This window comes from Saccharibacillus sp. O23, assembly GCF_002205895.1.
Taxonomy (GTDB): domain Bacteria; phylum Bacillota; class Bacilli; order Paenibacillales; family Paenibacillaceae; genus Saccharibacillus.
In genome coordinates this window covers 20,893-45,039 of record NZ_NJDE01000006.1, presented here as the reverse complement: position 1 = coordinate 45,039, position 24,147 = coordinate 20,893, and the positions used below count along the sequence as shown (strand labels likewise).

Sequence of the window (24,147 nt, the reverse complement as noted above, 5' to 3'; positions counted from 1 at the left end):
CATTGCCGCTTCGGTCGAATACACCATTGTATCCGCGTCAAATCTTGAGACCGACTATACCCGAATTTATTTCATGCGTCAACAATTTTGACATATAATTTTTAAGATTTTAAAATCATCGACAAAAATTCATTTTTCATGTTATATAAAATAACACAAAGAATGGATGCAGGAGTGTCGGCTGATTCTTTTTGCACCTGCATCGCAGCGCATCATAGATCCGACCGAAATCAACCGGAGTCAACGAACGGATTCTACAGCAGAAGGAGCGTCGTTCATGCACAGCTTACTGATCGTGCACCATTCTTCCGAACCGCCTTCCGGCTTGGCGGCGAACGGAAGCGATCCTGTCCGATTGCTTGGCGAATGCGGCTATATCATCGAATCGGCATGCACTCGCGAAGAAGCCTTCGAGCGCGTCGGCGAAACGGATGCTGCCGTGCTCGCGCTTCCCATTACCGAGATGAACGAATGGGCAGACGTGCTCATGTCGCGCAAAATCGTCCCTGTCCTCTGGTGGTGTACATCCGAGACCGCTACCCTATCGGTATCCGCATGCGAAGACGACGTGCGGATCGACGGCGTGCTGTCCCCTCATATGAAGCCGGCCGAGATCCACTGGATCCTGCACTTCAGTTCCAGGCGATGCTACGAGCGGGCGCAATGGAACAAAGAACGGGAGAAGCTGCTCGCCAGACTCGAAGAACGCAAATGGATCGACATGGCGAAAGGCATTTTGTCCAAAACGAAAAACATTTCCGAATCCGAAGCCTACGATCTGCTGCGCAAGCAGGCCATGAACGAACGCAAACGCATGGTGGACGTCGCCACGTCCATCGTCAAAGTCTATCAACTTCTGCACGAACCATCCTGAGGAGGCCCAGCCATGATCGATCTGTTAAAAGAAGTCGCACGCGGCAAACGCGGCGCGCGGGATTTGAACTACGGCGAATCGTTGGAAGCCGCGGAAGCGATTCTCGGCGGACGCTCCACTCCGGCTCAGACCGGAGCTTTTCTGATCGCGGAGCGGTTGAAGCTGGAGAGCGCCGAGGAATTGGAAGCGTTCGTGTCCGTATGTCGGAGACAAGCTTATCGGGAATGCCGGAAGCCGGGCATCGATTTCGCGGGACCGTACGACGGCAGGCAAAAGACCTTTTGGGCTTCGCTGCCGACGGCCTTCGCCGTAGCGGCAGCCGGAGTTCCCGTTACGCTGCACGGTTCCGCGCCGCTGCCGCCGAAATACGGCGTCGTCCTGCACGACATTCTGCGCGCGGCCGGCATCGATCCGGTCGCGTTAAGCCGAGCGGCCGCGATCTCGGCGGCGGATAGGAGCGCGGCGGCGGGAACGGGCGGACAAGGCGGGGTCCTGTTCGCCGACTCGGCCAAATGGTGTCCGCCGCTCGGCGGATTGCACGGCATCCGCGAAGAATTGGGCATGCGCACCTTGTTGAATACCGCGGAAAAGTTGATCGATTATTCCTGCTCGCCTTATCTGGTGCTGAGCGTGTTCCATAATACCGTGATCGATCGGTTGGCGCGGCTGGTCGCAAGACTCGGCTATCGCAAAACGTTGATCGTGCAGGGCGCGGAAGGTTCGGAAGATGCATTCGTTCACCGCCCGACCCGGATTCATACGGTCGAAGACGGCCGATGCGAGCTCGATCTGCTCGATCCCGAAATGTACGGTCTGGATACGGAATTGCCCGAAGAGGACTCCGCCTGGACTGCTCGGCAGCAGCTCGACATGCTCGAAGCCGTTCTGCAAGGCGGCGGACATATGGCTTATTATAATCAGACGCTGCTCAATGCGGCGGTACGTCTGCATTTGGCCGGCACTGTAGATTCGGTCGAAGAAGGCATTTATACGGCCAAGCCTTTGCTGGACGACGGAGCGGCATGGAACGTGTATCTGACATGGAAAAAGGCTTTGCAGGATGCGGCTCCGATCGGCGTTCAGACCGAACGGGAAGCGGCGGCGCGCAAACCGTGAACCGAAAAGCCGCGTTCGGCTCCGTGCTGCCCGCACGAGGATCGGCGCGGCTTTTTTTTCGCCGAATCCGATCCATGCTCCGTCTCGTTTGACATATCGGGAAATCTCGATATACAATAACGCTATGAAAAATATCGATATTTTCAAAGCGTTATCCAATGAGACCCGATTGAACATGCTGCTTTGGTTGAAAGAACCGGACAAGAATTTTCCCGCGCAGGGCGCGCATATTCCGAAGGGCGTGAATTTCGAAGGCGGCGTATGCGTCGGAGATATTCAGGAAAAAGCCGGTTTGTCGCAATCCACGGTATCCAGTTATCTGAACATGATGCAAAAAGCAGGCTTGTTGGAGTCTTTCCGCTATGGGCAATGGACGTATTACCGTCGCAACGAAGCCGCGATTCAGGCCTTGGCCGAAGAGATTCGAACCCAGATCTGACAGATGTGCCGTCCGCGCCGCAGATTCGGACGGCCGGCTGCCGTGCGCACGAACGAAAATCGGGTTCGCGCGATTTGTATATCGATTATTTTAGATATTCCATTATACAGAAAAGAGGAAACGACATGCGCCCCGTTTACTATCTGCTGGCTCTTTTGGCCGGCGCCGCTCTCAGCTTCGAAGGGGCCATTTATGCCGAACTCGGCAAATCGATCGGACAGGTCGAAACGAGCTTTTATAACTTTGCGGCGGGCAGTATCATCGTCGGCCTGCTATGGCTGTTTTTCGGAAAAGGAGAGATGTCCCAAATACGCCGCGCGCCCCGCTGGACGCTTCTCGGAGGTCTGCTCGGCGTCGTCTATCTCACTTCGATCGTGATCAGCGTGCCGTTCGTCGGCGTCGGCGTCACGATGGTCGCGGTCATTATCGGCCAAATGGTCATGAGCATGGTGATCGAACATTACGGCTGGCTCGGCAGCGAGCCGACTCCGGTCAACAAAGAAAAAATATTCGCGGTCGTCGCCATGACTGCCGCGCTGCTGCTCATCCACTAAAACCTTATCCGCAATAGAAGGAGGCCCCTATGGGATCATTGATGATTTTGTTCACGCTGCTCGGCGGCATCACGCTGAGCGCGCAGTCTTCGATCAACGGAACGCTGGGCCGCAAAGCGGGTTCGCTCGAAACGACGCTGCTGACGTTCGTGACCGGCACGCTGTTTCTGGCGCTTTACCTGTTATTTTTCGGAAACGGGAATTTGGGCGCTTTGTTCGCCGCGCCGAAGTGGCAGCTCGGCGCGGCTTTTCTGGGCACGGTGTATTTGCTGTTGACCGTGATCGCCGTACCGAAAATCGGCGTGATCGCGGCCAATATTTCCGGAATCGCGGGACAGCTGGTCGCCGGCATGCTGATCGATCATTTCGGTTGGTTCAACAGCTTGGAAATTCGGCTCGACGGCAAACGAATGCTGGCGCTCGGATTCATGGCGTTGGCCTTGTACTTGATTTACAGAGGAAACAAGCGCTCCGCGGCAGCTGCCCGAGCCAAAGCGGCGGCATAAGACACTATCGCATAATCCGTATAAAAAGGACTGTTCCGTCGCCGGGTCGCGGCTTTCGAACAGTCCTTTTTCTCTGAGGTCAAGTGTTCGAAACCTCTTCTCCGCCGAGCAGAATCGCTTTCATATCCTCGAAAGAATCGGCGATTTGCCTGACATGCGGTTCGACTTTCTCGCGCATCGATACCCCGTCCTCGCCGAGATCGAACAGATCGTCGTGCAGGATCCAGATCACCGGGCAATCTCCGTCGGCGCTCCGCTGCTTCAAGTCGAAGCAGATCGGTCCTTGCCCGTCTTCGCCGATCGCGAACGGCAGATATCCGGCCGCGATCATACCGCCCCAGTCCTCGGCCGCGTTGCGCTCCAACTCGGACAGCCGATTCTCCGTCGTCAAAGCCGGCAGCGCGAACGACATGCAGCCTCCGACATAACCGCCCTGCCCGTCGCTCATTCCCGCCGACGTCCAACTTACCAGATGGTACGCTTCGAGCATCGCCCGGAACGACGGAGGAAAAGCCGCGCCCAGCCTCGCTTCCAGCGCATCGATTTCGTCTTTCGAGATCGTCGAAGCGACCGGCTTCCAGAACGCCCACTCCCCGTCGTCTTCGCCTTGCAGCTCTTCCGGAACCTCGCGCTCCGCGTCCCGCATATCCGCCGGAATATTGTCCGCCACGTCGTAGAACAGCATCCGGAAACGTTCGTTTCCGTAACGCTCGTCGATTCTTCGGCGAATGTCTTCGATCTCCGCGCCGAATCCCGTGTCCTTTTCGTTCATCTTTACCGCTCCCCTTCCTGCCCGGACCGCGGCCTTGCCGACCTTCGCGCCCGCAGTCTTTCGGTTCTATGTTCAAACTTTAGCAGACAAGCGGCTTCGGGAAAAGACGGACGGTGCCGCTTGCCGCTTCCGCACCACCGAATCCGCTTTTTCGCGGCAGGCAGCGAATTTATTTTCCGAAATTTTTTGTGGCCTTTCGTTCCGTACGAACATCTAAATAAGCGCTCGGATCTTCCTGTCCGCCGAACCGGGCGTTCGGGCGAAATTTCGCGAATGCGATACAAATTTCGAAGATGCCGCGTCTTCTGGATACCCGGGACACGAATCGAATACAACAAGGAGCTGATTCCTCATGATCGTCTATGTTCTGTACGGAGGCCAATCGCCGGAACACGAAGTATCGTTGAAAACGGCGGCTACGGTGCTGAAGGCGCTGAATACGCAAAAACACGAGATCTACCCGATTTATATTTCCCGCGAAGGACTGTGGACCGGCCTCGGCCGGATGCCGGAAGCCGGATTGAACGCGGAACGCCTGACGCCGGCTCCGCGCCGATCGGACGCGGCGTCTTCGCTCGGCGACGTCCTGACGACGGAATTCGCTCTGCCGGGCGAAAAAGTCGCCCTGCCGCTGCTGCACGGCGCGAACGGCGAAGACGGCACGGTGCAGGGACTGCTGGAACTGCTCGGCATTCCTTACGTCGGCAACGGCGTGCTGTCCGCCGCCATGACGCTGGACAAAGACGTGACGCACCGGCTCGCCGGGCTGGCCGGCATCCGGCAGACGGCGTACGAGATCGTCACCCGCCGCCTCTGGACAGAAGATCGCGCGGGCGTGCTGAGCCGCCTGAAGAAACGCGGCCTGCTGCCGGGCTACGTCAAGCCGGCGACGCTCGGCTCCTCGATCGGCATCAGCCGCTGCGAAGACGCGGACGCGCTGGAAGCCGGCATCGAAGAAGCGCTGCGCTACGACGCCAAACTCGTCGTCGAGCGGGAAGTTCCCGGCCGCGAGATCCAAGTCGCGGTCATGGGCAACGACCGCCCGCTGGCTTCGCTGCCGGGCGAATTCCTGCACGGCGTGAAGTTCTTCGACTTCCGCGCCAAATACGCCGATCCGACGCTGCGCATGTCGATCCCGGCCGAGATTCCGCCAGCGGCCGCCGAAGAGATTCGCGAATCGGCGATCCGCGCTTATGAAGCGCTCTGCTGTTCGGGACTGGCCCGCGTCGACTTTTTCCTCGGCGAAGACGGGTTGATCTACCTGAACGAGATCAACGCGCTGCCGGGCTTCACCGGCACCAGCATGTATCCCGTCATGTGGGAACGGACGGACGGCACGAGCTACGCGGCCCTGATCGAAAAGCTGATGGGTTACGCGCTGGAACGCGGCCGCACCCGAACGTCCGTCGGAGGCGTACGATGAGCGCCTCGTACCGCGACACCCGGGCGGACGTCGACACGGCGGCCGTTCGGCGCAACCTGTCGAAGATCCGCCGCCGCTTCCCCGCTTCGGTCCGGCTGATGGCGGTCGTCAAAGCGAACGGTTACGGGCACGGCGCGATCGAGAGCGCCGAAGCGGCTCTTGCGGCCGGCGCCGACATGCTCGGCGTCGCGCTGCTCGAAGAAGCCGTCGAGCTGCGCGAGCACGGCATCCGCCTGCCGATCCTCGTGCTGGCGCCGGTGCCGCCGCGTTACGCGGAGCTCGCGGCGGCGCTGGATATTCGGCTCACCGTAACGGAAGCCGACTGGTTCGAGCAGCGCGAAGAACTGCGGCGGAAACCGGGCGCGCCGAACGGCCTGCGCGGCGGCATGCACAGCGGCGGAACGCAGCAGCGCGGCTTCGACGACAGCGGGGCGGGCGTCCGCGGAGCAGGTTCCGAGAAAGCCTTCGATCGCGACGGAGCCGACTCTTCCACGGAGGATGGTTCTTGCAGTCCTCCGCTGCGCGTGCACGTGAAGTTCGATACCGGCCTCGGCCGGATCGGACTCAGAAGCCGGGAAGAATGGGATCGCCTCGTCCCTTGGCTGAAGCGGGAAGACGTCGTCGCCGAAGGGATATTCACCCATTTCGCCACGGCGGGCTGGGCGGATCCGTCGTTCGTGCGGCTGCAATACGAACGTTTCCTGACCATGGCGGAATGGGCGCCCCGTTCGGGGATTCATTCTACCCTTTTACATTGCTGCGGGAGCGCGTCGGCGCTGCGCTTTCCCGAGATGGCGCTCGACATGGTCCGGATCGGCGCGGCCGCTTACGGCTTCTATCCGTCGGCGCTCGCTCCCCAATGGGAGCTGGAACCGGCGCTGACGCTGCGCAGCGCGCTGATCCAAGCCAAACAGGTCTCCGCCGGAGACACGATCGGCTACGATCGCGCCTACACGGCGCGGGGCGAGGAATGGATCGGCACCGTGCCGATCGGCTACGCCGACGGCTGGTCGCAGATCATGCAGGGCGGCGAAGTGCTCGTCGGAGGCAGACGCGCGCCGATCGTCGGCCGGATCGGCATGGATCAATTGACGGTCCGGCTGCCGGGTCCCTGCCGGGCCGGCGATCCGGTCGTACTGATCGGCAGTCAGGGCGGGGAAACCGTCTCCTGCGCGGAAGCCGCTTCGCGCGCAGGCGTCGTCCCGCAGGAAATCACGGCTTCTCTGACAAGCCGCGTACCGAGAAACTACGGACCGGATTCGGACAGCGAATCTCCGGCGAAGGAGGACTACGCATGGAAATCGAAACAACGCGTCTTGCGCGGATAAACCGGGACGTAAACGCGTCGACGGGACGGACGAAACCGAACGCGCAAAACGCGCCGATTCTGATCAACCGCGACCATCCCGTATCCGAAAGCGCCGCGGTTACGGAAAGCCGGCTTGTTCCGGCGAATTCGCGCCCGGGCATCCGGGTGCTGGACGCCGGCATCCGTCTCGACCGGACCTGTCTGGAACAGTTGGACGCGCTGCTGGAAGCGGTAAACGGCAAAGACGACATCGTCGTCGTCAGCGGCTACCGCGATCTCGCCGAGCAGACGGAGATCTATTCGTCTTCGCTGCAAAGCAACGGCCCGGAATACACGGCCAAATACGTGGCGCTGCCCGGATGCAGCGAGCATCATACGGGGCTGGCCGTGGATGTCGGCTCGGCGGCCGGCGGACTGGACTTTATCGCGCCGGAATTTCCGGACGAAGGCGTCTGCGGCGCGTTCAAAGCGAAAGCGGCCGAGTTCGGTTTCGTTCAGCGTTACAAAGCGCACAAAGAGCATCTGACCGGCATCTCCTGCGAACCGTGGCATTTCCGCTACGTCGGCGCGGATCATGCCGTGATCATGGAAGAGCGCGACTTGTGTCTGGAGGAATACGTGGGAAGCGCGGGATACGGCGAGGCGTCGCATGGGAACTAATCTTGCGCCGGGCCGTTCTTCCCAAAATATCGGCGGTACGGACTGGCTGAAATTCGCCGCCGCGCTGCTCGTCGTCGCCAACCATACGTCTCCGCTGGCCAGCGTCAGCCCGCAGGCCGACTTTTGGGTCGCGGGGCTGATCTCGAGAGTCGCCGTGCCGATCTTCTTTATCGGGGCCGGCTTCTTCCTGTTCCGCAAATTCGGGGACGACGCTTCGGCGAACCGCTCCGCCGCTTTGCGCTACACGAACAAGATCGCGCTGCTGTACGGCTTGTCGATCCTGATCTATCTGCCGCTTAATATGTACAAAGGCGATTTCGCGAACGGCTTCGATCTTTTGGCCGCCGCGCGCGATATCGCGCTGGACGGCACTTTTTATCATCTCTGGTTTTTCCCCGCGCTCTGGATCGGCACTTGGCTGATCTACGGTCTGACGCGCCTGCCTTCGCTCGTCTGGGCTTGGGCGGCCGCGATCGCTTTGTACGCGTTCGGCCTGCTGGGCGACAGCTACTATGGATTCGCCGTCGACGTCCTTCATCTTAAGCCGGTATTCGACGCGCTGTATCAAGGGATGGATTACACGCGCAACGGATTGTTCTTCGCGCCGCTGCCGATTCTGGCCGGAGCGGCGCTCGCCCGGCGGAAGCTGCCGACATCGCCGCTGCCTCGCTCCGCGAACTTCCGGCTCGGAGCGGCGGCGATTCTCGCGCTGGCGCTGCTGATTGCCGAAGGCTTATGGATTCATCGTCTCGACCTGCCCCGTCACGACAGCATGTACCTGTTCTCGATTCCGGCCGCGTTCCTGCTGTTCGTATGGTCGACGACTTGGAACGTGCGCGGGTCCGAGCGGCTGCGCGCATGGCGAACTTGGATCTATATCCTGCATCCTTTGGCGATCGTTCTGGTGCGCGGCGCCGCCGAAGCCGTCAACGGCGAACGGCTGCTGATCGCGAACAGCCCGGTGCATTACGCCGCCGTCTGTCTGCTCTCCGTCGCGCTCTCCGCGTTCGCGGCCGCCGTCATGAACCGGGCGGGAACGCGCCGCCGGGCCGCGCACGACGAAAAGCGCGGAGAAGATCTTTCTTCCTCCGCGCCTTCGCGCCGCTTTTCCCGATGATTCGTGCCGGATTCGGCTTACCGCTCTACCGCCTTCTCGCGCTTCCGTCGGCTTCGCGGATCGGCGCCGCCTCTTCCGCTCCGGAAGAGGCTTTCACTTTGCTGGCGTCCCGGCGGTCCGTATAGCGGAAGATGAGCCGCATCAGCGGCGGGATCGCGAAGAAGATGAAGAACGTCCGGAACAACTGGTACCCCGATACGATCGACAGATCCGCGCCGATCGTATGGGCGATGATCCCCATCTGATCCATCCCGCCGGGGGCGAGGCTGAGCAGCGCCGTCGGCGGGGCGACGGGCTGCAAGCGGGTCAACAGCAGAGTCAATCCGATCGATCCCGCGATCAGCAGCACGCCGTTCAGCAGCGACAGCGATAACGTGCGCACTTTGTGTTCGATCTGCCCCGGCTTTAGCAGCGTGCCGACGTAAGTGCCCATCGCGAGCTGCGCCGCGGCCGTCGCGCCGTGCGGCAGCTGCGGCGCATGGAATCCGGTCGCTTGCAACAGCGCCGTGCCGAAAGCCGGACACAACAAGAACGCCGTCGGAAAACGAAACCTGCGGCCCAACAGCGCAAGTCCGACGCATAACGGCCCGTACAGCAGCATATTCGGGAACAGTCCTGTCCACGAAGCCTGCCGGGTCGCGACCGTCTGCGCCGCTTCCGCGGCATGCTGCGCGAATAACGGGCTGTACAGAATCAGCGGCACACCCACGATGATCAACAGCAGCCGAATGACCTGATTGAACGTGACCAGCGTCAGATCGGCGCCTTTGGTTTCTTCCGCCAAGATCACGATCTGCGACAGTCCGCCCGGCACGCTGCCGAGCAGCGACGTCTTGAAGTCCGTGCCGGACAGCTTGCCGATCACGAACGACAGTCCCGCGCACAGCAGAAGCAGCAGGAACGTCATCAGAATCATATAAGGAATCTGGGTTCCCATACGCCGCAGCGCTTCGCCGGTCAGCGCCAAGCCGATCGTGTAACCGATCACGATCAAGGCTCCGTCGCGGATCGACGAAGGCCAAGCGTAATGCTTGGGCAGCAGGTTCGAACCGAGCAGCGCCGCCGACATCGGCCCCAGCAGCCAAGGCAAAGGCAGGCCGAGCAGCAGGAAAATGCCCGCGCCCGCGAGCGATAAGAGCAGAGCGACGAAGATTCGCGGCCCCGGCGAGATTTTTACCGATTGTGCAGTCGTCATGATGATCCCTCATTTCCGTTTAACCACCCTTCATTATACCCTTTAGGATGTCGCGGGAAAAATCACGAATTTGAATGATCGCGATACAAAACGGTTTACGCGGGGCGGGGATACGGCGACAATGACGAAAACCCCGGCCGAAGGCCGAGGCTTGCTACGTTTTTTTGCTGTTGTTCGTTCAAAAACCGAAATCCAGCGTCTTGCCCGTCTCGCACCACGTTTTGATCGAGCTGAGAATCATCGGCCATGCGCTTTTCGAATTCTCGAACGAAGGATGATTGTCGCTCCACTGGTCATTGATCAGCGTAAGCTTCGTCGTCGTGCCTGCTTCGGACAGATCGAACGCGACCCGGCTCGTCAGCTCGGCGTGATTCTGGTGATAAGTAGGCCCCGGATGTTCGATATAGACCAACTTCCGGTTCGGCTCGTACGTTTCGACCGTTCCGTACACGTGTACGATCTTCTCGCCGTCGCTGCCTGTTCCCGCATATTCGATCGACGATCCTTCTTCGAAAGAAGTCGTCAACTCCGACCCGAAAAAGCAAGCTCGCGTGCCTTCCGGCGATACCAGCGCTTCCCAGACTTTCTCCGGCTCGGCGTCGACGTAAATCGTATACTCCAGCTTCATGATTCGTTCCTCCTGTATTCGGGATTGACGGCGGCGAACGCGGCGATCGACTTCTCGCACTCGGCTGCCGTCCGTGTTACAATCATCCTATAAGAAGAACACACATTCGTATAGTAAAAACGCGACAATCCGAATATTCCGCGCAGCCGCGCCGTTTCCTTGATGTCCGTCCCGTCAGCGTACGAGTACCTCGTCAACACGAAAGGTTACGATCGAGAGGAGCTTTCCGAACATGCCCGAACGCCTTTCCGCCGCTTCGCCTTCCCTGCCGCACCAAGCCGTCTCGCCTTTCTTCGATTCGTCCGAACCTTCGCTCGGCGTGCTGAATCCGGACGAAGGCCGCCGTCATTTCCGACTGCTGCGTTATGCGCCCGCTCCGGAATTGGCCGATTTCGTCCGCCATTATTGGGTCGTCGAATGGGATCTGACCGATTCCGAACCTTATCTTCAGGAAGTCGTGCCGAATCCCTGCGTCAATCTGGTCATCGAACCGGGCCGGACGTTCTTCTATCCGCCTTCCGCGTCGCGTTTCGCTTACCTTCAGCAGAGCCGGGGCAAAGTGTTCGGCGTCAAGTTCCATCCGGGCGGATTCTATCCGTTTCTGGGCGAATCGCTGTCGGAACTGAACGGCCGGCCTCTGCCCGTCGAGTCGGTCATCGAAGCTTCAAGCTCCGAACTGGAACAAGCGCTGCTGACGTCGGACAACGAAGAACTGATCGCGCGGGTCGACCTTCTGCTTGCGCAGGCTCTGCCCGCGGCGGACGAAGAATCGCTTCTGCTGCGGCAGATCGCCGAACGGATCGCGGAAGATCGGGAACTCACCAAGGTCGACGACGTCTGCCGGCTGTTCCATATCGAGAAGCGCACGCTTCAGCGATTGTTCAGCCGCCGGGTCGGACTCAGTCCCAAATGGACCATCCGGCTGTATCGTCTTCAACAGGCGGCCGAAGCGCTGGATCGCGGCGGCGCGGACGGCATCCGGCCGAAGCTTCAGCATTTGTCGAGCGAATTGGGTTATCACGATCAGACGCATTTTATCAAAGACTTCAAAGCGGTGGTCGGCGTCACGCCCGAAGCTTACATCCACGGTTCGAGAACGTAGTACGCTGACAGCTTAAGAGGTTAGGTTTCGCCCTCCGAGATTTCGTACCTAACCCGTGTACAAAGTCTCCGACGAGAAACCCGCTTAAACCGTGCGTGTTTCCGAAGGACTCAAACCTTAGATTCTATGCGGTCAACTCACTAGACGCGAACGGGCGGCGAACCTTCGCATCCGCTTCTCGTCTTCGCCGGACGGACGACCTTCGCTTAAGCGATCGGCGTTCCGTTCGGCAGCTCGATATCCGGCTTGAGCAGCACCACGTCTCCTTCGCCCGGCACTCCGCCGAGCACCAACACTTCGGAATCGAATCCCGCAATGCGGCGCGGCGGGAAGTTGACGATCGCGATGACCTGCTTGCCGATCAAATCTTTCGCTTCGTACCGCTTCGTGATCTGCGCGCTGGAAGCTTTCAGGCCGATCTCTTCTCCGAAGTCGATCTTCAGCTTGATAGCCGGCACTCTGGCTTTGGCGAAAAACTCCGCTTCCGTAATCGTGCCCACCCGCAAATCCAATTTTAGAAAATCGTCAAACACGGCCACTTCCGATCCTCTCCTTTTCTCGACGCTGTCTTTTTCATCTGTACGATCGATATAATAATATCATCGGATCGAAGACGCAGGTGCAACTAAATGGCTTATTCGTATCGATATATCGTCATAGAAAAGAGGCGCTCCGCCATGAAACCTTTGCACGAAACGATCGCTTTTCCCGACGATTCGTTTCCGTACATCATGTATACCCATACCCGCTACGCCAGCACCCCCGAAGGTCGAGGCTTCAACGATCTGCATTGGCACGAAGAACTTCAGATCACGCTGGCGACGAAGGGTTCGCTCGTCATCCAGATCAACGGGATCGATTACGAACTCCATGCCGGACAAGCGATCCTGATCAACAAAGCCGTGCTGCATATCGTGACGAAGCTGGCGGAGAACGGCGAATACGTCAGTTTCAATTTTCCCGAGAAGCTGTTGGCTTTTCACTCGGGCAGCGCGATGGAAGAACGGTACGTGCTTCCGTACACCCGCTCCTCTTTCTCCGCGGCCGTCATTTCCGGGGAAGAGCCGTGGGCGCGCCTTGCGCTGGATCAGCTGCTCGATATGAAAAAGAAGTTCGACGCCGCGAAAGATTGGGGCTGGGAATACGAAATCGCGATTCAGACGGTCCGATTATGGCTGCTGCTGATCGCCAATCTCCCGTTTCCGCGCGAAGAGATGCCCCGACGCGAGAAACGGCAGCAGGAACGGCTTCAATTGATGCTGAGCTTTATTCATCGACATTACGTGGACCCCGTCACCCTGCAGGAGATCGCCGGCGCCGCCCATCTGAGCGTCTCGGAATGCACGCGCAGCTTCAAGAAGACGGTCCGCATGACCCCTTACGATTACCTGATCGGATACCGGATCAAGAAAAGCGCCGAACTGCTGCTCGAGACCGACGACACCGTCACCGAGATCGCGCGCAAAGCCGGTTTCAATCACGTCAATCATTTTATTCAATCGTTCAAAAAAGAGCAGGGGCAGACGCCGGGCGAGTTTCGCAAACGCTCGGGCGAATCCGGTTCGGTATGACGCGCTTCCCGAGACCGAAAGCCTTTCTTCGCGCCGCAAGCGATACGGCCGGAAGAAAGGCTCTGCATTTTGCCCGCATCAAAATATCATCGGCCCTTGAACTCCACCGGTCCCACGTTCATCTCGAACCGACCGTCCGCGTAGAGCAGCGGCGAGTTCTCGACTCCGCTTTTGGAATACGTCTCGACTTGGCTGACTTCCATGCGGTCTTCGCCGGTGAAATCGATCTTCGCGATCGCGACCCAATACGAGAACATGTTTTTTTTCTGAAGCCACGATTCGACGCGTTGGCCTTCTCCGTTGTCGACGACGGCGCGCGCCTTCATCCCTTTGAAGCTGCCGAAGCCGTTCGAGACCGCGCTGTACGCGCAGAACAACACGTATTTCAGCTCGTCGGTGCGGTAGAGACGGATCGTCTCCTGCCCCGCGCCCCGGCTGTCTCGATCCAATTCGATATAAGGCGGCCGCTGACCGGAACCCCGATTCTTATAATACACTTTGCCGCATTCCCCGCTCTTGGTCACGTAGAAGCAGTAGAGATCGAGGTCTTTGCTCGGATTCTCCCAGACGAGCATCGCCATCGCCGAATCGGATTTGCGGATCGAGACGCTGCCGGGCTTCGACAGTTGGATCTTCTCCAGCACGACGGGCGAACCGGTCGGCTTGGATAGTTCGACGCGGCGAACCGGCGGAGCGGGAACGTCCGCGGACGCTCCGGCCGAATCCGGCTCGCTGCCCGCTTTTTCCGACGGCGCCGCGGTTTGCGAAGATTGCGGCGGAGCGTCGTTCGAAGCGGTCGCGTCCTCCGCATCCGTTCCGGTTTCGGCCGCGGAAGCGGCTTTTTCCTGTTCGATATCCTCGTCTTCGCTGTCGTCCGCCACGTCCAGCCCGTAGCTCTCGCAGAGCGCCTCCAACCCGCCATTGTACCCGCTGCCGACCGCGGCGAATTTCCACTCTTCCTTGTGCCGGTACAGCTCGGCGGTCACGATCGCCGTCTCGCGCTCCAGTTCTTCGCCGAATTCGAACTTCAGCAGCTCTCTGCCGTTCTCGGCATTCAGGCAGCGAATATGAATGTCATGGACGTCGCGGAAAAAATGTCCGTTTTCTTCGCCGTCATGAATGGTCAGCGTCAGCGCGATCTTGTGTACCGTTTCCGGCATGAGCGAAGGAGCGAACGTCAGCACTTCGCGGCGCTCGCCGACTTTGCCGCCGTGCCGAACCGCTCCGCTGGCGTGCGTCGGCTGTCCGTAGAACACGAAATCTCCGTCTTCTTCGCAGATATCCCGATCCGACAGCAGAAACGCCGCGCCGTCGATCTCGATCTCCGCGTTATCGGTCGTCCAGCCCAGTTCCAGCGTGATTTCGTTCAAATGCTGCCCTTTGGTGAGGTCCGTTCTCTGGCCTTTCATCACGTTCATCCCGTCAGTTCCTCCTCCGGCTTGCGAGACTTATTCTTCCTTATCATAGCAAAGAACTTCGACATCTTCGACGCCGCGCCTGCCGGAACGTAAGAATTCGCCGGGCGAATTTTTGCTTCTTTATTCCATATGCCTTATGGTTGGAGGATAAGCAAGCTCTTAATGAAGGAGTTCAGATAAATATGATCATTCTCAAAAGCAAACAGGAAATCGAAGCGATCCGCAAATCCTGCCAGGTCGTTGCCGAATGTCATCGGACGATCGCCCCGCTGATCCAGCCGGGCATCACGACGAACGAGATCGATCGCATCTTCGAAGAATTGATGGCGAAATACGGCGCGACCCCTTACCAGAAAGGGTATCGCGGTTATCGGTACGCGACCTGCGCTTCGCCCAACGACGTGATCGCGCACGGATTCCCGAGCGATACGCCGCTGAAAGAAGGCGATATCGTCACGATCGATACGGTCGCGGAGCTGGACGGATGGCTCGGCGATTCCGCTTGGAGCTATGCGGTCGGACAGATCTCGCCGACGGCAGAGAAGCTGATGCGCGTCACCAAAGAATGTCTCGATCTCGGCATCGAACAGGCGCGGCCCGGCAATCGGCTGGGCGACGTGACCAACGCGATCCAGCAGCACGCGGAGCGGCAAGGGTTCGGCGTCGTGCGCGACCTGCTCGCTCACGGCATCGGACGCGATCTGCACGAAGCGCCCACTTATATGCATGTCGGCAAACCCGGCAAAGGCGTGCTGCTCAAAGAAGGCATGGTATTCACCATCGAACCGATGATCACCGAAGGCACCTACGAGCTGGTCATCGATTCCGACGGCTGGACCGCCCGGACGCTGGACGGCAAGCTGTCCGCCCAGTACGAGCACACGATCGCGATCACCGCGGAAGGTCCTCAGATCTTGACCGCGCAGTAACGAAGATTGGCGTTATGAGAATCTCGTTTACCGACGATCCCGACGCCGAAAAAGCATAAGGCAAGCGAATTGCTGGACATCAGTACCTTGACCGCATTGAATTTAAGGTTTAAGTTCATTGGAAACACGCACGGTTCAAGCGGGTTTTTAATGAACTTAAACTAACCTCTTAAGCGGTCAAGATACTAGGAGGTTACGTTGATAATTCGGCAACGTAGAGTACGCGATCGACTGCCTTTCTAGAGTTACATTGACAAAAGAGCAACGTAGACGCCGAAACTGAGCCTAATCGGGCGTTTTAGCGCTTCTACGTTGCTTTTTAAGCAATGTAAGATCGCCGGTAAGCAAAAAACGGGCTCTACATTGACGAAAAGGCAATGTAGGACACGCCGTCTACTGTCGTTCGAGCGTTACATTGACAAAAGAGCAGCCTAACAACCGAAATCAAAGGCGATTTCGGCCAAAAGCGTCGTGTTGCATGATCGAACTTCTCTTCGACGTAAAAAAGCCTTCCGTATAAGGAAGGCTTTGCTATGGAATATTTGCCGACAACCCGATCCTCTTCCCTACGAGGGAGCGAGTTGTCTTGTTGGCAGTCGGCGGTCAGCCCCGGCGGGCTTCCCATTCTTTGCGCAGCAGCGCATACAGCAGCGTATTCTCGTATTTCGGCGTCCCGTCTTCGTTCTTGGTAAACGAGACGAATTCCTTCATGCAGCCTTCCTGCCGCATGCCCAGCTTCTCGCACAATTTCTGCGACCGGAAGTTGTCGTCTTCCGCGTAAGCGTACACTCTTCTCGCTCCTTGCTCCGCGAACAAGTGCTCCAGCAGCGCCTCCGCGCTTTCTCTCGCCAGTCCTTGCCCTTCGTAGCGCGCGTTGAAATGCCAACCGACGCTGAACGTGTCCGGTTCTTCTTTCATCATGAACAGTTCCCCGATCAGCTCGTCGCTTTCTTTGAGCGCGACCGCGATCTGGGAATCGTCGGCGCTGCGTTTGCGAACTTCGGCCAGCGCGTCTTGCTCGGTGTCCAGCTTGTTTTCGAGAAAACAGTTCACTCTCGGAGACGCCGTATATTCCAGCAGCCCCGCCGCGTCTTTTTCCGCAAAATTCCGGAGCACGACGCGATCCGTTACGATCGATTGCATGTTATCGCCTTCTTCCTTCGAAAATGTCGATCCGCCGCGGCCGCTTGAGCCGATCGCCCGCAGCCCGCCGGTTCGAAGTCCTGCTTGAAGTTTATCTTCCGCTTGTGTTTTTCGTATGTCTTCCAAGCTTAAGATAAGCACGCCGCGAGTAAAAGGGCAACAATCAGGAGCGCTCTTCGTGTTATAAAAAAGACAGGCGGCCGCCGACATTCGATTCGCGAAAGGGTGTTAGATCATGTCTGATTCCATCAACCGAAAATTGAACGGAAAGACCGCTCTGGTCACGGGCGCCAGCCGCGGCATCGGACGCGCGATTGCGCTGCGCCTGGCCTCGGAAGGTTCTCTGGTCGCCGTCCATTACGGACGTCGGGCGCAAGAAGCCGAAGAAACGGTCGAAACGATACGCCGCGAAGGCGGCGAAGCGTTCGCGATCGGGGCCGACTTGAGTCATATGGGCGAGATCCATAAGCTGTACGCCCTGCTGGATAAAGAACTGCAAACGCGTACCGGCAGCCGTCAGTTCGATATTCTGGTCAACAACGCCGGCATCGGCCGTCCGCTGTCGTTCGAAGAAACGTCGGAAGAAGCGTTCGACGAATTCATGTCCGTCAACGTGAAGTCGCTGTTCTTCGTCACGCAGGCCGCGCTGGATCGGCTGCAAGATGGCGGCCGGATCATCAACGTGTCGTCGTTCGTCACCCGCGTCGCTTCCCCTGCCGTCATGGCTTACAGCCTGTCCAAAGGCGCGGTCAACACGTTCACCGTCGCGCTGGCCCAGCAGCTCGGCGCGCGCGGAATCACGGTCAACGCGATCATGCCGGGCTACACGAACACGGAAATGAACGCTTCGGCCGTGAACGATCCTGCCATAAGCGCCGCCGTCGCCGCGATCTCCGCGCTCGGCCGCTGGGGCGAACCCGGCGACATCGCGGATATCGCCGCTTTCCTCGCGTCTTCGGACAGCCGCTGGATCACCGGGCAGCTTCTGGACGCGAGCGGCGGTTCGAGGTTGTAAAAGAAACCCCGACCGTTTCGAGCATCAGATCCAAACGTCGTTGACCGCCGTGCGGTCAGACTCCGTATCGCCGGTATTCAGCACGCCTCTCGGCTCTACCAGCATGACGTGGCATTCGCGTTCGGCAAACGGCTTGTGCTCGACGCCTTTCGGTACCACGAACAAATCGCCTTGGGCCAGTTTGACCTGCCCGTCCCGGAAATCGATGACCATCTCACCTTGAACCACCATAAACACTTCGTCCGTATCTTGATGCACGTGCCAAACGAAATGTCCTTCGATCTTGACGATCTTGAATTGGTAATCGTTCATTTCGCTGACGACTCTCGGAGACCACTGTTCATTCAGCAGAGCTAATTTTTCGTTCAGGTTGACCGCTTGGTAATCCATGTTATCCCGCCTTTTGATTGAATTCGATGACTTGGTTTCCTCAAGTTTACACATCCTCTTGCATCGCGTAAAATCATTAAATCAGAGGTTTATCATCACTCAATGAGATGCAAAGGGGATTGTAAGCATTTGGACATCAAATCGTTGGAGATCTTCAAAGCGGTTGCGACCGAGCAAAACATCACCAAAGCGGCGGAAAAACTGAATTACGTTCAGTCCAACGTGACCGCGCGCATTCAACGTCTGGAAAAGGAATTGGGCGTCGCCCTGCTCTACCGTTCGCATAAAAAAGTATCGCTGACGCCTGCCGGACGCGAATTTTTGCAGCATGCCACCAAACTGCTGAACGATTTCGAAGAAGCCGTCGAATCGGTCAATCCTTCCTCGACGCCGCGCGGATCGCTGCGGATCGGCGCGATGGAATCGACGGCGTCCACGCATTTGCCGCTTATTTTCGCGCGCTACCATGAACGGTTTCCGCAGGTGGAGTTAAGCATGTACATGGCGCCTACCGTGGATCAGATCGAAGATATCCTCAAATACAAATCGGACGGCGCATTCGTGGACGGACCGGTTCTGCATCCCGAGATCATCGAACACCCGGTGCTGGAAGAATCGCTTGCTTTGATTACCGGTCATTCCGCGGAACCGTTCGTATTGACGTCGATCTTGGACAAACCGCTGCTTTCTTCGTTCGAACACTGCATCTATTTGGGACGTTGGCAGCGCTGGTTGGAAGACAACGGGCATCCGCCGATGAAGGTGATGGAGTACGGTACGCTCGAAGGCGTGCTAAAATGCGTGGAGCACGGACTGGGCGTGACGGTTCTGCCGATGTCGATGGTCGAATCCCGCGCGGAAAGCCGATTGAACACTTACCCTCTCGAAGACCCTTACCGGATCGTGCCTACGGTGTTTATAAGGCGCCGCGATACGTACAGAACCGCGGCGCTTTCTCGGTTTATGGAGACGGCGGGGATTGTGGTTTCTTGATCGATCGGGTCGGGAGTTTGGGCTTGCTTCAACTAGGCATAAAAAAATAACCCGGCGCATTCGGCCGGGTTATTTCGTCGTTCGGGAAACTTAAATCGAAACCTTTTGATGATCGGAACGAATTACCGCCCTTTTGCAGTCTCCGCCGCTTCCCGCGCTTTCAGCTCTTCCAACAGCTTATCGCCTTCCACGTCGAGGTTCGGCAGGATGCGGTCCAGCCATTTCGGCAGCGCCCAAGCGCGATCGCCGAACAGCGACATGACGGCCGGAACGAGCGTCATGCGGATCACGAGCGCGTCGATCAGGATGCCGATCGCCAGCGCGAAACCGATCTGTTTGATCATGATATCGTGCGTGAAGATGAAGCCCGCGAATACGGCGACCATGATGATCGCGGCCGCCAATACGACGCGGCTCGCCAGACCGTAACCGTGGATCACGCTGTCGTCTCCGCGGTGGCCGTGCACGTAGGATTCGCGCATCGACGAGACGAGGAACACCTGATAATCCATCGCCAGACCGTACAGGATGCCCGTGACCATGATCGGCATGAAGCTGAGGATCGGCCCCGCCGTATCGAACGCGAACAGGTCATGCGCCCAGCCCCATTGGAATACGGCCGTCGTGATGCCGAACGTCGCCAAGATGCTGAGCAGGAAGCCGACCGTGGCTTTGATCGGCACGACGATCGAGCGGAACACGAGCAGCAGAATGATCAGCGACAGCACCACGATGATGCCGACGTAGATCGGGAAGACCTGACCCAGCTTGGCCGACATGTCGATATTGACCGCCGTCATGCCGGTCACGCCGAGTTTCACGCCGCTTTCCGGCGCGTAATCGGCATCCCGCAGCGTCGTGACCAGATCGCGGGTCTCTTCCGCGTTCGGGCCGGTCTTCGGAATGACGCTGAACATCGCCAGCTTGCCGTTCTCGCTGATGCCGAGCGGCGACACGACGGAGACGTTATCCTGCTGCTGCATCTGCGCGGTCAATTCGCCGAGCAGAGCCGGCGTCATGTCTTGGCCCGTCTCCGATTCCGCGACGATCAGCAGCGTGCCGTTGAAGCCTTCGCCGAAGTTGTCGGCGATCGCGTCGTAGCTCTGGCGCTTCGCCGTATCCAGATCGGCCGACGCGGCCGACGGGATCGCCAGATCCATCTTCGCGGCCGGAATCGCCGCGATGCCGAGCACGACGACGATCAGCAGAATCACCGGCCAGCGGAATTTGATCACGCCGTGAATCCAGCGCGCTCTCGCCTGCTTCTGCGCGCGGGACGCCTGAGAAGCGGCGTTTTTCTCGCGGGCTTTGCGGGAGCAGATACGCTCGCCGATCAGACCGAGCAGCGCCGGCAGCAGCGTGAGCGCGATCAGGACGTTAAGCAGTACCGTGACCGAAGCGACCAGCGCCATCGTGCTGAGGAACGTGATGCCGATGACCAGCAGACCGCACAGCGCGATAATGACGGTCAGACCGGCGAAGAACACCGCGCTGCCCGCGGTGCCGATCGAACGACTGGCCGCTTCCTTCGCGCTCAAGCCTTGATCGAAGATCAGGCGGCGCTGGCGGTTGATGATGAACAGCGCGTAGTCGATGCCGACCGCAAGACCGACCATCAGGGCCAATACCGGCGTGATCGAACTCATCGTCAGATACGACGAGAGCGCGTAAGCGCCGCCGACCCCGATGCCGACGCCGAACAGCGCTACCACGAGCGGAAGACCTGCGGCCACGACCGAACCGAGCGTCACGACCAACACGATCGCCGCGACGACCAGCCCGTAAATCTCGTTGCTGCCGATCGGAATATCCAGCGGGAGCAGCGATTCGCTCGGCAGCGCTTGGATGCCCGTCTTGTCGGCAACCGATTCGACCGTGTTCACCACGGATTCTTTGATCTCGTCGCTGACGGCCGACTGCTGCACCGTGAATTGGAACTGGAACAGCGCCGCTTGGCCGTCTTTGGAGATCGTCACGCCGATGACCGGCGCGCCGTCGACCACCAGCGGCGTATACGGCAGATCGGCTGCCGCTGCTGCCGCTGCCTGCTGCTGGGCGGCTGCGGCTTGTTGAGCCTGAGCCGCCGCGTCGGCTCCCGCGGCCGCATCGCCGCCGCTGGCGCCTTCCTGCGCCATCCCCGCGCCCTGCTGGGCGTCGGATTCGCCGGCCGCCGCGCCATCGCCGCCGGCCGCGCCTTGAGCCGCTTCCGCCTGCATCTTCGCGATCGCTTCGGCCTGCGCTTGCGCGGCTTTGGCGGCAAGTTCCGGCGCGTTCAGCACTTGGTCGAGTCCGTAGACGTCGTCGACCGCTTCTTGGATCGCCGCCAACCGTTCCGGCGTGTTCAAGCTCTCGCCGTCCGGCGCGACGAAGACGACGCTGCCTTGTCCGCCCGACGCTTCCGGCTGCACTTCCGCGAGCTGATCCAATACTTTCTGCGATTCCGTGCCTTCGAGCTTCATGTCCGTGCTGACGCTGACGCCGTTCGTGGCGAGCAGCGCGATCACGAGCGCCAGAATCACGACCCATCCCCCGATAAACAACCACGGTTTGCTGTATGCCGACTTGCCTAGTTTGTAGAGAAACTTGGACACTTATGCTCGCTCCTTAAAATCCGTTTTGTAAATATCCGTACGTCATCCGCAAAAACTGTTCGAAATCCGCCGTCTCCTCCGCTTCGCGCGCAGGATCGTCGGGAATCGCGATGTCCACGTCTCCTTCGAGGATCGACATGACGGCTCCGAAGACCGCCCCGGCCAAAATGCGCGTGTAGCCTTGAGGGTAACGATCGCCGCAGAAACGGTCCAATTCTTCTTTGGCGGCCGTCTGCAAACGATGCAGCATATTCAGCACGTAAGGCTCGAGCGTGGGGTACGTCTTGGACAATTCGAGCAGACTTCGCAGCTTGCGCAGCAGATTGGCCGTGAATCGCATGCGCAGCCAGCGCATCAGCGCTTCGACCGGCGTCATATCCGCGGCCGACTCTACTTCCCTCAGCAGATCTTCGCGAAGCGTTTCCTGCGGACCGCCGTTCAGAGCGAGCACCGCCATCGCGATCGCTTCCTCTTTGCAGGAGAAATGATTGGCGAACGTCCGCCTCGAATACCCGGCCCGCTGCGCCACGTCCTCGATCGTGAATCCGTCCAGCCCTTTTTCCAGCGCCAGGGCGAACGTCGTTTCCGCAAGGATATGCCAGGTCGCTTCTTTTTTCATATCGCGCAGACTTTGTTTCTTGATCTCCATCTCTTCTTCACCTCCGCTCCCGCCTACTTCGATTCATGACTGTGATCAATATAGCATTTCGTTTCCCATTGTGCAATTTTGCCCAAAGAGCAATTAACTTAACTGTCCAAAAAGCAAACAAAAAAACGGAACGCCCCGATCGGCATTCCGTTTTCGCGCATGTTTCTTCTATTAGTATCCGTCTCTTATCCGATCGGCGAATATTCGGACTACGGATCTCGCCGCGTCGGAACTGATTCAGTCTCCCGCCGATGTACCGTTGTCCGTCTTCGACGAAGTTTGAACCGGTCGAGGCGACGTCTTCGGTTCGGAAGCAGGCACGCTTTTGCGGCCGCCGAACTTCGCGACGATCGCTCCGCCGAAGCCGCCGACGATCGCCGGAAGCAGCCAGCCCAACCCGACTCCGTAGAACGGAAGAATCTCGCCGAAGATTTTCTCCACAGCGGCGATCTCGACTCCCGCGGCTTTGAGTCCGTCGAACAGGCTCACGAGGAAGATCAGCAGCATCGCGCCTTGATAGACTTCGCTTCTGCCTTTGAACAGCGGATGCAGGAACGTCAGCAGCACCAGCGCGATCACCAGCGGATAGAGCATCATCAAGACCGGCACGGAGACTTTGATCAGACCGGTCAAGCCGATATTCGCCACGAGCGCGCTGAACGCGGCCAGGATCACGGCCAACTTTTTATACGACAAGCGCGGGAACAACCCGTGGAAAAAGGCCGCGCACGACGTGATCAAGCCGACGCAGGTCGTCATGCAGGCTACCGTGATCATCAGACCGAGCAGCACCGAACCGTAAGCGCCGAAATAGTGCGAAGACACGGCCGCGAGCACGTCGGCTCCGTTGCCGAGCACGCCCAGCTTGCCGACGCTCGAAGCGCCCATATAGGCCAGCGACGTGTAGATGAACGCCAGCAGCACGGCCGCGATCGCGATCGCTTTGGCGCAGGCGCTCATCAGCGCGGAACGTCCGGTAACGCCGCGGTCTTTGAGCGCGCCCACGATGATGATGCCGAAGATGACCGCCGCGAGCGCGTCGAGCGTCAGATACCCTTCTTGGAAGCCTTTGAAAAAGGCGTGCGCCGCGTACGAAGGGTCCGGGGCTTCGAATTTGGCGATCGGATAGATCAATGCGGCCGCGACGAGCACGCCGATAAACGTCAGTTTGAGCGGAGTCAGCACCCGGCCGACGATATCGATGATCTTCGTCGGATTCAGCGACAGCAGGCAGGCGATGCTGAAGAACAATACGGTAAAGATCGCCAGCGCCAGATGATGCGAGTCGGCCTGCGGCAGCAGCGGCTTCACGCCGATCTCGAACGAGACGCTGCCCGTACGCGGCATGGCGAAGAACGGGCCGATCGCCAAGTACAGCACGACCGTGAAGATCAGGCCGAAAGTCGGGTTGACCCGGTTCGCCAATCCGCGCAGATCGCGTTCGCCCGAGAACACGAACGAAGCGACGGCGATCAGCGGCAGGCCGACGCCCGTGACGAGGAAGCCGGCGTTGGCGGACCAGACGTTGGAGCCCGCCATCTGGCCGAGCATCGGCGGAAAGATCAGATTGCCCGCTCCGAAGAACAAGGCGAACAGCATGGCACCGAGAACGATAATGAACGACAAAGGCGCTTTTTTGGACATGTTGGCAAATCCTCCAATTGAAGATCCGGGGCGCAGGCGGCAGAATCGCGCGCAGCGCCGAGGTGTCTGATGTGTTAGTGTGACGCGCTAAAGGATCAAGCTCCAACGA

General features: G+C 59.0%; 24 protein-coding genes. 14 read left to right on the top strand and 10 right to left on the bottom strand.

The window, feature by feature from the left end:
* Nucleotides 1-277 precede the first annotated feature (277 nt).
* From CDO73_RS08090 to CDO73_RS08070, 5 genes are all read left to right on the top strand, one after another.
* Complete coding sequence (locus CDO73_RS08090; RefSeq protein ID WP_088488017.1) at nt 278-874, top strand: ANTAR domain-containing response regulator; 597 nt, start codon at nt 278-280, stop codon at nt 872-874.
* A 12-nt stretch (nt 875-886) separates the two neighbouring features.
* Nucleotides 887-1,990, top strand: a complete 1,104-nt coding sequence (locus CDO73_RS08085; RefSeq protein WP_088488016.1) for an anthranilate phosphoribosyltransferase — start codon at nt 887-889, stop codon at nt 1,988-1,990.
* A 124-nt stretch (nt 1,991-2,114) separates the two neighbouring features.
* Nucleotides 2,115-2,429, top strand: coding sequence for an ArsR/SmtB family transcription factor (locus tag CDO73_RS08080; RefSeq protein WP_088488015.1), 315 nt, complete (start codon nt 2,115-2,117; stop codon nt 2,427-2,429).
* A 125-nt stretch (nt 2,430-2,554) separates the two neighbouring features.
* Entirely contained in the window at nt 2,555-2,983 is a 429-nt protein-coding gene (locus CDO73_RS08075; protein WP_088488014.1) for a DMT family transporter, read from the top strand.
* A 29-nt stretch (nt 2,984-3,012) separates the two neighbouring features.
* Nucleotides 3,013-3,489, top strand: a complete 477-nt coding sequence (locus CDO73_RS08070; protein ID WP_088488013.1) for a DMT family transporter — start codon at nt 3,013-3,015, stop codon at nt 3,487-3,489.
* 79 nt (nt 3,490-3,568) lie between these two features.
* On the opposite strand, the gene CDO73_RS08065 is transcribed toward CDO73_RS08070, so the two are convergent.
* Nucleotides 3,569-4,261 (bottom strand): SMI1/KNR4 family protein, encoded by a 693-nt coding sequence (locus CDO73_RS08065; RefSeq protein WP_088488012.1) that lies wholly within the window; start codon nt 4,259-4,261, stop codon nt 3,569-3,571.
* A gap of 352 nt (nt 4,262-4,613) precedes the next feature.
* Here CDO73_RS08065 and CDO73_RS08060 point away from each other — a divergent pair, with 352 nt between their 5' ends.
* Genes CDO73_RS08060 through CDO73_RS08045 form a run of 4 tightly spaced genes read left to right on the top strand, consistent with a single transcriptional unit; the run spans nt 4,614 to nt 8,770 of the window.
* Entirely contained in the window at nt 4,614-5,684 is a 1,071-nt protein-coding gene (locus CDO73_RS08060) for a D-alanine--D-alanine ligase family protein (RefSeq protein ID WP_088488011.1), read from the top strand.
* The gene (gene alr, locus CDO73_RS08055) at nt 5,681-7,012 is read left to right on the top strand and encodes an alanine racemase (RefSeq protein ID WP_088488010.1); all 1,332 of its coding nucleotides are present in this window, start codon (nt 5,681-5,683) and stop codon (nt 7,010-7,012) included. The genes CDO73_RS08060 and alr overlap by 4 nt, the downstream gene beginning before the upstream one ends.
* Nucleotides 6,979-7,653 carry a D-alanyl-D-alanine carboxypeptidase family protein gene (locus tag CDO73_RS08050; protein ID WP_088488009.1) on the top strand — a complete coding sequence of 225 codons (675 nt, stop codon included), beginning with the start codon at nt 6,979-6,981 and terminating at the stop codon, nt 7,651-7,653. The genes alr and CDO73_RS08050 overlap by 34 nt, the downstream gene beginning before the upstream one ends.
* Nucleotides 7,643-8,770 (top strand): acyltransferase family protein, encoded by a 1,128-nt coding sequence (locus CDO73_RS08045; RefSeq protein ID WP_088488008.1) that lies wholly within the window; start codon nt 7,643-7,645, stop codon nt 8,768-8,770. Before CDO73_RS08050 ends, CDO73_RS08045 begins: the two co-directional genes overlap by 11 nt.
* Before the next feature lie 25 nt (nt 8,771-8,795).
* Here CDO73_RS08045 and CDO73_RS08040 read toward each other — a convergent pair whose 3' ends face one another.
* The gene (locus CDO73_RS08040; RefSeq protein ID WP_088488007.1) at nt 8,796-9,965 is read right to left on the bottom strand and encodes an AbrB family transcriptional regulator; all 1,170 of its coding nucleotides are present in this window, start codon (nt 9,963-9,965) and stop codon (nt 8,796-8,798) included.
* Between the two features lie 178 nt (nt 9,966-10,143).
* Nucleotides 10,144-10,593 (bottom strand): SRPBCC domain-containing protein, encoded by a 450-nt coding sequence (locus CDO73_RS08035; protein ID WP_088488006.1) that lies wholly within the window; start codon nt 10,591-10,593, stop codon nt 10,144-10,146.
* A 232-nt stretch (nt 10,594-10,825) separates the two neighbouring features.
* On the opposite strand from CDO73_RS08035, the gene CDO73_RS08030 reads away from it, so the two are divergent.
* Complete coding sequence (locus CDO73_RS08030; protein ID WP_088488005.1) at nt 10,826-11,695, top strand: helix-turn-helix domain-containing protein; 870 nt, start codon at nt 10,826-10,828, stop codon at nt 11,693-11,695.
* 206 nt (nt 11,696-11,901) lie between these two features.
* Here CDO73_RS08030 and csaA read toward each other — a convergent pair whose 3' ends face one another.
* Nucleotides 11,902-12,234 (bottom strand): chaperone CsaA, encoded by a 333-nt coding sequence (gene csaA / locus CDO73_RS08025; protein WP_088488004.1) that lies wholly within the window; start codon nt 12,232-12,234, stop codon nt 11,902-11,904.
* A gap of 138 nt (nt 12,235-12,372) precedes the next feature.
* On the opposite strand from csaA, the gene CDO73_RS08020 reads away from it, so the two are divergent.
* On the top strand, nt 12,373-13,266 hold the full coding sequence (locus CDO73_RS08020; RefSeq protein ID WP_088488003.1) for an AraC family transcriptional regulator: 894 nt from the start codon (nt 12,373-12,375) through the stop codon (nt 13,264-13,266).
* Between the two features lie 86 nt (nt 13,267-13,352).
* Here the strand turns inward: CDO73_RS08020 and CDO73_RS08015 are convergent, their stop codons facing one another.
* On the bottom strand, nt 13,353-14,684 hold the full coding sequence (locus CDO73_RS08015; RefSeq protein WP_088488002.1) for a TerD family protein: 1,332 nt from the start codon (nt 14,682-14,684) through the stop codon (nt 13,353-13,355).
* Nucleotides 14,685-14,866: 182 nt separating this feature from the next.
* Between CDO73_RS08015 and map the strand changes: the two genes are divergently transcribed.
* On the top strand, nt 14,867-15,613 hold the full coding sequence (map, locus tag CDO73_RS08010) for a type I methionyl aminopeptidase (protein WP_088488001.1): 747 nt from the start codon (nt 14,867-14,869) through the stop codon (nt 15,611-15,613).
* Between the two features lie 603 nt (nt 15,614-16,216).
* On the opposite strand, the gene CDO73_RS08005 is transcribed toward map, so the two are convergent.
* On the bottom strand, nt 16,217-16,756 hold the full coding sequence (locus CDO73_RS08005) for a GNAT family N-acetyltransferase (protein ID WP_088488137.1): 540 nt from the start codon (nt 16,754-16,756) through the stop codon (nt 16,217-16,219).
* Between the two features lie 235 nt (nt 16,757-16,991).
* Between CDO73_RS08005 and CDO73_RS08000 the strand changes: the two genes are divergently transcribed.
* Entirely contained in the window at nt 16,992-17,771 is a 780-nt protein-coding gene (locus CDO73_RS08000) for an SDR family oxidoreductase (protein ID WP_088488000.1), read from the top strand.
* A gap of 24 nt (nt 17,772-17,795) precedes the next feature.
* Here the strand turns inward: CDO73_RS08000 and CDO73_RS07995 are convergent, their stop codons facing one another.
* The gene (locus CDO73_RS07995) at nt 17,796-18,161 is read right to left on the bottom strand and encodes a cupin domain-containing protein (protein WP_088487999.1); all 366 of its coding nucleotides are present in this window, start codon (nt 18,159-18,161) and stop codon (nt 17,796-17,798) included.
* 129 nt (nt 18,162-18,290) lie between these two features.
* Between CDO73_RS07995 and CDO73_RS07990 the strand changes: the two genes are divergently transcribed.
* A complete protein-coding gene (locus tag CDO73_RS07990) occupies nt 18,291-19,154 on the top strand; it encodes a LysR family transcriptional regulator (protein ID WP_088487998.1) in 864 nt (287 codons plus the stop codon).
* Nucleotides 19,155-19,276: 122 nt separating this feature from the next.
* Here CDO73_RS07990 and CDO73_RS07985 read toward each other — a convergent pair whose 3' ends face one another.
* The 3 genes from CDO73_RS07985 to brnQ all read right to left on the bottom strand — a co-directional run bounded on the left by CDO73_RS07985 (nt 19,277) and on the right by brnQ (nt 24,038).
* A complete protein-coding gene (locus tag CDO73_RS07985) occupies nt 19,277-21,745 on the bottom strand; it encodes an MMPL family transporter (protein WP_088487997.1) in 2,469 nt (822 codons plus the stop codon).
* Between the two features lie 13 nt (nt 21,746-21,758).
* Nucleotides 21,759-22,394 (bottom strand): TetR/AcrR family transcriptional regulator, encoded by a 636-nt coding sequence (locus CDO73_RS07980; RefSeq protein ID WP_256972614.1) that lies wholly within the window; start codon nt 22,392-22,394, stop codon nt 21,759-21,761.
* 237 nt (nt 22,395-22,631) lie between these two features.
* The gene (gene brnQ, locus CDO73_RS07975) at nt 22,632-24,038 is read right to left on the bottom strand and encodes a branched-chain amino acid transport system II carrier protein (protein ID WP_088487996.1); all 1,407 of its coding nucleotides are present in this window, start codon (nt 24,036-24,038) and stop codon (nt 22,632-22,634) included.
* Between the last annotated feature and the right edge of the window lie 109 nt (nt 24,039-24,147).